Source organism: uncultured Campylobacter sp. (assembly GCF_937890585.1).
In the GTDB taxonomy this organism is placed as follows: domain Bacteria; phylum Campylobacterota; class Campylobacteria; order Campylobacterales; family Campylobacteraceae; genus Campylobacter_A.
The window spans coordinates 1-10312 of sequence record NZ_CALACG010000246.1 but is presented as its reverse complement, the minus strand read 5'-3'; the positions used below and the strand labels follow the sequence as shown (position 1 = coordinate 10312).

At 41.3% G+C, this 10312-nt stretch carries 9 protein-coding genes; all 9 read right to left on the bottom strand.

Annotated elements, in window-relative coordinates; translation table 11 throughout:
- Positions 1–70 precede the first annotated feature (70 nt).
- Complete coding sequence (locus Q0296_RS07345) at positions 71–796, bottom strand: HEAT repeat domain-containing protein (protein ID WP_298038721.1); 726 nt, start codon at positions 794–796, stop codon at positions 71–73.
- 6 nt (positions 797–802) lie between these two features.
- Positions 803–3172, bottom strand: a complete 2370-nt coding sequence (locus Q0296_RS07340) for a hypothetical protein (RefSeq protein WP_298038719.1) — start codon at positions 3170–3172, stop codon at positions 803–805.
- Positions 3173–3194: 22 nt separating this feature from the next.
- The gene (gene nuoN, locus Q0296_RS07335; RefSeq protein WP_298038718.1) at positions 3195–4685 is read right to left on the bottom strand and encodes an NADH-quinone oxidoreductase subunit NuoN; all 1491 of its coding nucleotides are present in this window, start codon (positions 4683–4685) and stop codon (positions 3195–3197) included.
- The gene (locus Q0296_RS07330; RefSeq protein ID WP_298038715.1) at positions 4682–6193 is read right to left on the bottom strand and encodes an NADH-quinone oxidoreductase subunit M; all 1512 of its coding nucleotides are present in this window, start codon (positions 6191–6193) and stop codon (positions 4682–4684) included. The genes nuoN and Q0296_RS07330 overlap by 4 nt, the downstream gene beginning before the upstream one ends.
- Positions 6193–8031 carry an NADH-quinone oxidoreductase subunit L gene (nuoL, locus tag Q0296_RS07325; RefSeq protein WP_298038714.1) on the bottom strand — a complete coding sequence of 613 codons (1839 nt, stop codon included), beginning with the start codon at positions 8029–8031 and terminating at the stop codon, positions 6193–6195. Before nuoL ends, Q0296_RS07330 begins: the two co-directional genes overlap by 1 nt.
- Before the next feature lie 3 nt (positions 8032–8034).
- Positions 8035–8337: an NADH-quinone oxidoreductase subunit NuoK gene (gene nuoK / locus Q0296_RS07320; protein WP_004317991.1), complete on the bottom strand. Its 303-nt coding sequence runs from the start codon at positions 8335–8337 to the stop codon at positions 8035–8037.
- The gene (locus tag Q0296_RS07315) at positions 8334–8870 is read right to left on the bottom strand and encodes an NADH-quinone oxidoreductase subunit J (protein ID WP_298038710.1); all 537 of its coding nucleotides are present in this window, start codon (positions 8868–8870) and stop codon (positions 8334–8336) included. The genes nuoK and Q0296_RS07315 overlap by 4 nt, the downstream gene beginning before the upstream one ends.
- Positions 8863–9501, bottom strand: coding sequence for an NADH-quinone oxidoreductase subunit NuoI (nuoI, locus tag Q0296_RS07310; protein ID WP_298038708.1), 639 nt, complete (start codon positions 9499–9501; stop codon positions 8863–8865). Before nuoI ends, Q0296_RS07315 begins: the two co-directional genes overlap by 8 nt.
- A gap of 8 nt (positions 9502–9509) precedes the next feature.
- On the bottom strand, positions 9510–10312 hold an 803-nt coding region (gene nuoH, locus Q0296_RS07305), incomplete at its 5' end, for an NADH-quinone oxidoreductase subunit NuoH (RefSeq protein WP_298038706.1).

Sequence of the window (10312 nt, the reverse complement as noted above, 5' to 3'; positions counted from 1 at the left end):
ATAAATTTATAGACTAAATTTTCTTAGCTCTTAAACCATTTTATTCAGATAAGTTTTTTAAATTTGCATTCTAGCTCTTGCTTAAAAATCTTACAGCCGATTTCCTAGCTTTTTCTATTTTTTCTTCATTTTGGTTTTGAGCTGCGCTAGATATCCATTTTTTACCAAACAAAATTTGAGCCGCTTCTATCATAACTGCGCAAGCATATAGCTCTTTTTCGGTAGAGATGCCTTGCAAAAATGCAGCTTTTGTTTTATCTCGCAAGATTGTTTGATCAACCCTGTGAAATGACATCTGCATAAGGCTAGCTGCCGCCCATGCTCTGCAAAGGCTATCTTTGCTACCATGTATCTCGCTTATCAAAATTTCTATTTGCTCTAACGTACCAACCCAGCCAAGCGCTATTATAAGCTTGCGGCGAATGGCATCATTTGTCCCCAAAAAAGAGGTTATTTGAGGGATAAGACGGTCACAAAACGCGGTATAAAAGTCCCTATGCTTAGACTTAGAAAGGATTTGCGCTATAAGATAGATGGTTTCTATTTTTAGTTTTTGATCGCTCTTTTTGGCTAAACGCTCAAACAAAAACTCCAGCCCAGCGCTTCCATGCCTATCAAAGCTGCTTTCTAAATTTAGCTGCCTACCCTCTTGCCACTGCTTGCAAATAAGCTCATAATGATACGCTATCTCATCGCTAGCGCCTAAATTTACGATAAATTTGATCCTTTTGCTGTCCTGAAAATTATCTTTTTTAAGCTCCAGATACTCTTTTTCAAGATCATTTAAATTTAGCACTAATTTTTACTTTATCATCTCAAGTTTGGCTTTGCAGGCATCTTTGTAAGCACTTGTGAAATTTGAGCCAATGCACTCGTTTAGATATGGCTTAGCTAGCTTATACTGCTTTTGCCTGATGTAAATTTCACTTGCCAAATTTAGAGCATGCAAGCGATCCTCTGGCTCAAGTTTCATATTTAGTATAAATTTCGCCTCATCAAGCGCCTCGTCAATGTTATCTGTTTTTAATGAAGCCTCTGAGTAGTCAAAATTTAGCTTTGGCGAAAAGGTATTTATCTTGGCTCTGGTTTGTAGCTCTAGCGCCTTTTTAGCGTAGGTTGCAGCGATAGCGTAGTCGTTGCTCTTCATCGCGTAGTCGCATATAGCTGCGTAGGCTTCGATGATCTTAAAGTCCTGTCCTCTTAGCTGCTCGATCGCACTGATCGTAGAGACCGCCTCAGTAAAGCGTTTTAGCGCAAGTAGCGAGTAAAATCTATCAAAAAGCGATGGCGTAGGGTCCGAGTACTCGACTGCTGAGCCAAGCGATAGGGCGTCGTTTGCAGCGATGATGGCGTGCTCGTAGTCTTTATTTTTATATAAAATTTTGCTCAAATTTACCAGCCACTCGACTCTATCTTCTAAATTTTCGTCCTTCACATGAGCCTTTGCAAGCTCTAGCGCCTCATTGTAACGCGCCGTTCTAAAGTAGCAGTTAAAAAGCTTAAACTGCGGCAAAGAGACTTTGCTCACATCGTAGTTTTCGAGTAAATTTACAACCGCTGTGCAGTCATCTTTTATGAAAAACTCTTTTGTTAGCTCAAGCGCAGCCTCATTTACTAGCTCCATCGCCTTGCTTAAATTTTCATCTTTTGCGAGGTTGTTATAAGCTAGCGCATCGGCAAATTTACGCTCTTTTAAATTTAGCTCAAGCTCGCTAATGAGCGCCTTTTGGCTGATATTTGTGCCGGCATATTTTTCGATGAGATCTTTATATCTTGCGTGAAGTGCGGTGGCGTTTTTGTCGTCCTCTTCAAAAAATAGCCCATCCTTTGCCTTAGCGACCTCTTCGATGTAGTCGCCATATTTAAACTCTTTTTCATATCTGTTTAGATACTCATACGCCCTTTTTTCATCTTTGGTTTTGGCTAAATTTAGCGCTAAATTTTTTAGTGCTGCCTCGTAAAAATCCTTTGTCCTATCGCTATTATTTACCAAAATTTCATAAATTTTAGCAGCCACGTCTGGCATATCTTTGCTGGCAAATGTATAGGCTAAATTCATCGATTTTGTAGGATCGTTCATGAAAAATTTTTCATTTGCATTTGCAATCTTTAGCACAAATTTCTTCGCCTCGTCAAATTTCTCTTTATCGATATTTGCGTCCGCTAGGCTTAGTGCAGCCCTGCTTGCAAGGTCGATGTCGTTTGTAGCGTAGAGCACCTTTTCATAGTCGCTTAGCGCCTCTTTTTGCCTGCCTATTTTATATAGGTAGTCAGCATAATCAAGCGTGGCAAGCTTTGTAAATTTTGACTCTGCATGCTCTTCGCTTAGTATGTCAAGCATATATTTTGCATCACTTGCGATGCTATCTTTGAGGTAAGCTCTGGCGATGAGATATAGCACCTCTGGATAGTTCTCATCAGAAGGGAATTTCCTTATCCAAGCTCTGCCCTCGCTTACGATATCTTTTGGCTCTAGCCCCTCAAACTCGCTCTTTGTCTCAAAAATTTTATCAAGCGCTCTTAGTCTAAAAAGTAAAAACTCACTTGAGAAAAGACTAGCTGGATGCCTTTTTATCGCTGTTTGCGTATCTTTTACCACGCTTTCATAAGCGCCCTTTTCGTAAGCTCTTTTTATATTTATGTAGATGTCTATATCGTTGCTATCAAGCCCAGCGATAGGCGCTTTGTTAAGATCAAGCGCTCCGATGCTTGGACTTAGCATATCTCTAAAATCAGGCGAAAAATTTAGCCCAGATACTCTTTTGTTATTTTCGCTTAGCGAAGTGTCGATGATGATGCTAAAGTGCTTTGAGATGGTCGTCTTTGGCGTATCTTGCACGCTTGGACTGCTGTAAAGCTCAGTTTGAACATTTAGAAGTTTTGAGGGTGCTTTTGGCATGATGACGATAAAGAGCTTGCCGTCTTGCTTTTTATATTTTATGTCCATTAAAGGCAGCGTCGTATCTTCGATCTTTGGCAAGATCCCATCATCGAGCATACAAACGTAGCGCTTAGTGTCGTAGGCTAAAATTTGCTCCACACATTCAAATTCTTTTTCGTCGCTTAGCTGAAGGACGCTATAAGGCTTATTTGCGTTTGCGCCGCTGTTTAGGCTAAGGCTAAAGGCGGATAGATAAAGCGGTAAAAATAAGATGGTTAAGAGCTTTTTCATGCCGCCATTATAGTTAAATTTTCTAAAATCCTGAAGCAAAGACAAAATGCTCGATAAATTCCAAAATCGCCCCAGAAAATAAAAAGGCAAAGACCGTGCCAGCAACGGCAACTCCAACGATCACTTTTAGCGCCATCGAGACGTTTGAGATGTAGATATTTTTATCTTTTACGATAGGCTCTTTTAAAAACATAAAGACGATGAGCTTTAGGTAGTAATAAATAGCAATCGCCGAGTTTATCATGATGATGAGGCTAAGCACGACGTAATCAGACTTTATGAGCGATGAGATAAGCACCATCTTGCCCCAAAATACGCTAAAAGGCGGTATGCCAGCAAGGGCGATCATGAAAATTCCCATTATCACGGCATAGCTTGGCAAAATTTTAATAAGCCCTGAAAATTTCTCATACGGGTGTTTAAAGCGCTTGTCCCAGCAGACGACGTCGTCGCACCTTGCGACCCAGAGCATAGAAAATGCGCCCAAATTTGCAAACAAAAACATGATCCAGTAGAAAAACAAGGCGACATTTGCCTCGTGAGAATTTGCCACAAGCGCGCAAAGCACGACACCAGCATGAGCTATGGAGCTAAAAGCGAGCATCCTTTTGACGTCTTTTTGCACTAACGCCATGATGTTTGCAAGGCTCATCGTAAGCACGGCGATGATGTAGAGCATATCTTTTATCCATGAAATTCCAGAGCCCTCAAGCATCGCAAAAATTCTTAACGCAACGATAAAGCCCGCCACCTTTGGCACGATCGACATATAGCCTGCTAGTGGGGCATTTGAGCCCTCATAAACGTCTGGTATCCATGTGTGAAATGGTATGAGTGAGAGCTTAAAGCCAATGGCTGAAGCGATGAAAACGCAACCAAGCAAGATGATTAAGTTTTGATTTAGGCTAAGATCTTTTATGACAGCGCCTATGCGAGCGATATCTATTGAGTTTGTTGCTAGATAAAACATCGCTATCGCCATCGCAAAAAAGCCAGCTGAGAGCGAGCCCATCGCGAAGTATTTGATGGCAGCCTCTACGCTTTTTGCTTTGTTATGAAGGGCGATTAGGGTGTAGAGGCAAAGCGAGCTAATCTCAAGGCCTAAAAAGATGATGAGTAGGTTGTTTGAGCTCACCATAAACAAAAATCCAGCGATCATAAATAAAAATAGCGCGTAGTACTCGTAAATTTTATACTCAAAATACTCTTTTGTGCTAAGTGCTAGCGGGATGAAAAGAGCTGAGGCGATTAGGATGATGATCTGCGAGATGATAGAAATTCCATCGACTAATAGCATATCCCAAAAGCTTAGGCTAAGCCCGTTAAAATCAAGCGTAATGCCTAAATTTACAAATATAGCGATGATACAAAATACGCAGTAGAAATTCCTCGAAAGATCCTTTTTTATCGCTCCAACTATGAGGATAAAAAGTGCAAAAACCATCATGCTAAGCATCGGCGAGAGCGATTGTAGCGAGATCTCGTTTAGGTCTAAAAAGGCTATTTCGTTCATAGTTTGCTCCCGCCATTTAAAGATGAAATTTTATCCTTCGTGCCGTTATTTACAGCTCTAGTTTGCATTTTGCTTATGATATTTTGCACGCTTGGCTCAAGTGGTTTTAGTATCAAATTTGGTGCGATACCAAGAATGATTATGAGCAAGCAAAGTGGCACAAGAGTGGCTAGCTCTTTGAAATTTAGATCTTTTAAGACCAAATTTTTCTCCTTGCACTCGCCAAAAAAGACCCTTTTATAAAGTACCAGCATATAAACAGCACCCACGATGATGCTAAAGCCACCAAGTAGCGCAAAGAGCTTGTTTAGCTTAAAGACGCCAAGCAAGCTCAAAAACTCGCCTACAAAGCCAATGGTTAGCGGCAAACCGATGCTTGCAAGAGTTGCTATAAAAAACACAAGCGCATACTTTGGCATCACCTTAGCAAGGCCGCCAAATTCGCAAATTTCTTTGGTGTGAGCCCTCTCGTAGATGACGCCAACTAACAAAAATAGTGCGCCGCTTACGATACCGTGGCTTATCATCAAAAATATAGAGCCACTAAGGCCTATTAAATTTAGTGAAAATATGCCTAGCATGATGACACCCATGTGTGAAATGGAGCTATAAGCGATCACTTGCTTCATGTCGCTTTGCGCGTAGGCAACAAGGGCTGCGTAGATGATCATTATGATAGCGATGACGCAGACAAAGCCGCTTAAAAGTAGGCTCGCGTCTGGAAAAAGTGGAAGTGAAAATCTCACAAAGCCGTAAGTGCCCATCTTTAAAAGCACGCTAGCAAGCAGCACCGAGCCGATAGTCGGAGCCTGTCCGTGCGCGTAAGGCAGCCACGTGTGAAATGGAAATAGCGGAGTTTTTACGCCAAAAGCAAAGAAAAATGCTAAAAATAGCCAAATTTGAGCATTTTCTCCGATGCCAAGCTTGTACCAATCAAGCAGGTTAAAGCTAAATACGCCGCTTTTTTGGTAGCACAGATATCCAATAAAGATGATCGCCACTAGCATAAAGACAGAGCCTAAAAATGTGTATATGAAAAATTTAATCGCAGCGTAAATTCTATTTTTACTGCCAAATGCACCGATGATGTAAAGCAGCGGTATGAGGCTAAGCTCCCAAAAGCTGTAAAACAAGATCATATCAAGCGCGCTAAAGACACCCATCATCGTGCTCTCTAAAAATAGCACGCTAATAACCAGGTGCTTTAAATTTCCATCGTCACTAAGTGCGGCGATAGAGATGAAACTCATAAATGCGCTAAGGACTATAAGCACAAGTGAGATGGTGTCAATGCCGACAAAGTAGCTGATATTTAGGCTTGGTATAAGCGAGACTTGATGCGTTAAAACAAAGTCATAACCCTGAAAATCGACATTTACGCAGATAAAAATAGCTAGTAAAAGCTCAATTAAAGCGATGCTTGCTCCATAAAATTTGATGCTTTTATTTTCTATCAAAAAGCCAAGTATTGCGCTTATTGCTGGGAAAAATGTGATGACACTTAGCATTATTTGGCTCCGTTTAATAAAAATATAAAGCTTAAAAGCAAGGCAAATCCTGCGACCATAAACCTAAGCATGACGCTTAGATCGCCACTTTGCATTTTATTTGCAAGATACGCAAATTTAGTAACCAAAAGTGCGACAAAATCAACACTTCGATCGACTATCATCTCATCAAATTTCTTACAAATTTTAGAGATAAAAGCGTAGCCATTTATAAAAAATTTCTCATAAAATTTTGGTATAAAGTAGGCATTTTGCAAAATTTTGTAAATTTTACTCTCGCAAATGCTCTCTTTAAAAATTTCTTTTTTATAAGCAAACACAGTAAAGCCAGCACTTGCAAGCACTAAAGTAAGCGTTAAAACGAGTAAGAAAATTTCACTGCTGTGAGATAAATTTAGCTTAAAATCCCCAAGGCTGTTACTTAAAAACTCGCTAAAGTTGCTCCAAAAAAAGCCACTAATGACCGAGAGAACACCGAGCACACTCATGCCAACAAGCATGTAGTTTTTGGCCTCATGTGCATGAGTGTCGCTTTTTGGCCTTGCAAAAAAGACTAGCATGACAAGTCTAAAGCTATAAAATGCCGTAAGCACCGCACCAAATAGCAAGACGGCCCACAAAATTTGATTTTCACTAAAGGCGACTTCTAAAATTTTATCTTTAGAAAAAAAGCCAGCAAATGGATAAAATCCAGCTAACGCGCAGCTTGCGATGATGGAAAGAAGTGCAGTTGGCTTCATAAATTTATAAAGTCCGCCCATTTTTTTGATATTTAGCTCATCATTCATCGCATGCATGACGTTACCAGCGCACAAAAAGAGAAGTGACTTGAAAAATGCGTGCGTGACAAGGTGAAAAAGTGCGATCTTGTAAGCGCCAAGACCAGCGGCTACAAACATATATCCAAGCTGTGAAAGCGTCGAGTAGGCGACTATCTTTTTAAGGTCGTTATGCACAAGCGCGATGCTAGCTGCAAATACCGCTACAAATGCGCCAAGGCAGGCTATAAAGTGCGAAACTTCAGGCACGTTTGCAAAGATGAAATTTGCGCGTATGACTAGATAGACGCCGGCTGTTACCATGGTCGCAGCGTGGATGAGTGCAGAAACCGGCGTTGGTCCCTCCATGGCGTTTGCAAGCCAAGTGTGAAATGGAAACTGCGCGCTTTTACCCATGGCACCTATAAAAAGTAGCGTGGCGATGATGCCTAAATTTAGCCCAGAAAGGTCGCTTCTAGCATTAAAAACCTCGCTAAATTTAAGTGAGCCAAAGCTATAAAATATATAAAAAATGCCAACAAGCATGGCCAAATCAGCCACTCTATTCATCACAAAGGCTTCGTTTGCAGCGACGTTTGCGCTAGGCCTTTTATACCAAAAGCCAATGAGCAGCCACGAGCAAAGCCCAACGCCCTCCCAGCCGATAAATAGCCCTATGAAGTTATCGCTTGATACAAGGACGTTCATGCAAAAGACAAAGAGCCCAAGATAGCTAAAAAAGCGGTTAAAACTCGCGTCATCTCTCATGTAGCCAATGGAGTAGATATGCACGATGCTAGCGACTACGCCCACGGTGCTAAGCATCACAAGGCTAATCGCGTCAAGGTAGAAGCTAAAGCTAAGATCAAGCGAGCCAAAATTTATAAACTCTTTTAAGGTTAAATTTAAAGGTTCATCTACGCTAAGGCTAGCCGTTAGCATAAGCGAAGCTGTGGCGCTAGCGATCATGAGAAGCGAGCAAAAAAGACCGATAAATAAATTCTTACTGCTATGCGAAAAGATGCCGGCTATGATGAAGCTAAGAAGCGGGAAAAATAGCGAAATACAAAATAAAATCATCTCTTAGCCTTTCATATTTGTCATCGAATCTAAACTGATGCTGCCAGTTTTTTTATACCAAAGCACGAGCAGCCCAAGCCCCACAGCGACCTCACTAGCAGCGATGGCTACTATAAAAAATGCGATGATCTGCCCAGTTAGGTCAAAGTAGTATTTCGAGATAGCTGCAAGTGCGATGTTTGCTGAGTTTAGTAAAATTTCGCTTGAGAAAAATAGCATTATCAAATTTCTTCTTCTCATTATGCCAACAAGCCCTATGACAAAGACTAGGCTTGCTAGGATGAGGTAGTGAGTAAGTCCTATCATAGCATCTCCTCAAGGCTGCTTTGCGCGTTCATATCTTTGTGTATCAAGATGATGCCAGCCACCATCGCCACAAGTAGCATGATAGCGCACATCTCAAAGGCTAGCAGATACTTGCTAAAGAGCAAAATTCCAACCGCTTCGATGTTGCCAAGGCTAGCAAGAGTAGAATTTACCACCTCTTGCTTTGCGCTATAGATCGGCGCTAAAAAGATAAATATCAAAAGAATCGCTATGAAGCTACTTAGAAGATAGATGATGATCTTTGCTTTTTTGCCACTTTTTGGCTCGCACTCCTTGCTGGTGTCAAAAAACATCATCGCAAATGCGTATAAAACGACCACCGCGCCTGTATAGACGACGATTTGCACCACACCTAAAAACTCAGCCCCAAGCAAGAAAAATATAGCCGAGATAAAAACCATGCCAGCAGCTAGCGCAGAGACCGCATTTAGGGCGTTTTTACAAAGCACGCTAAAAGAAAAACTAACTAATATAAGGGCGCTAAAAAGATAAAATGCAAAGCTCTCATACATCGCTTGACCCTTTTAAATTTATATCCATCGTTTCTGCCTTATCATCATTTGTAAGCGTATTTGGCGTCTTTTTCACTAAGCTATCAGCATTTTTAGGTAGTGCGCCATAGCCCTCAAACTCGGTTTGATCTTTTAAAAATTTATCATCTGTTAAAAACTCATTTTTTGTGCCAAAGAGGATTTTGTTTTCACTTGCGACCTCGTACTCTTGCCCGCAGACGATGGCAAGCTCAGGGCAGACATCAGCGCAAAATCCGCAATAGACGCACCTGCTTAAATTTATCGTATAGCTTGCAACCTTTTTACGACCATCTTCACCAAGAGAGGTTTTCATCGATATGCAGTTGCTAACGCAAATTTTCTCGCATAATCCACAGCCTATGCAGCGCTCATTTTCGCTTTCAATAAATTTTAAAAGCTTATGAATTCCCCTATATCTGGCGTTTAGCTCCATCTTTTGCATAGGGTATTTTAGGGTGTGCGACTTGCTAAAAAACATCTGCTTTAGCGTGATCTTTAGACCAACTAAAAGATCGGGCTTAAAAGTATTGGCGATAAAGTGCTTAAATTTACTTGCCGCGCCCTTTGGTTTTGGTCTTTGCTCTATTAAAATATATTTTTTCTCACTCATTTTTTGCCTCAGATAAGTAGCACAAAGCCCGTAATCACAACGTTTAGTATGCTTAATGGAAGTAGCACTTTCCAGCAGAGCATACTAAGCTGATCGACCCTTAGATGTGGCCACGATGCCCTCGTCCAAAGGAAAAAGAAAAAGACTAGACTTGATTTTAAAAGTATCATTAGCCCGCCTGGGATAAATAAAAACTCGTTAAATCCGCCCAAAAACACGAGCGTGATGATGATGCTTGCTGCGATCATGTTTGTGTATTCGCCGATGAAAAACATCGCCCATCTCATGCCGCTATACTCGGTGCCATAACCTGCTACGATCTCGGTCTCGTTTTCTGTTAGGCAAAACGGCGTTCTGTTGCACTCCACAAAGCTTGCCATCACGAAAAGCACGAAGGCTAGGGGTTGCTTGAAGATGAGCCAGTTAAATATGCCTTTTTGATAGTTGTTTATATCAACTAACGAGAGTGAGCTAGTCACCATGACAACGCTTAAAAGCGCCATGCCAGCGACCACTTCGAAGCTAAGAAGCGCTACTACTGCACGAGCAGCGCTGATTAGTGCAAATTTATTGTAGCTTGCAAGACCTGCTGCGAGTGGCGAAAAGACGCAAACCGCTGCCACCCCTGCGATATATAAAACGCCTACGTTTATGTCAGCAAGTATCGGTCTAATCGTATGCCCAAAAACCTCAAACTCAGGCAAAAATGGCACGGGCGCAAGCGCTGCAAATGCCGCGATAGCAGAGATGAGAGGGGCAATAAGAAAGATAAATTTATTTGCATTTGCTGGGAGGATATCCTCTTTTGTAA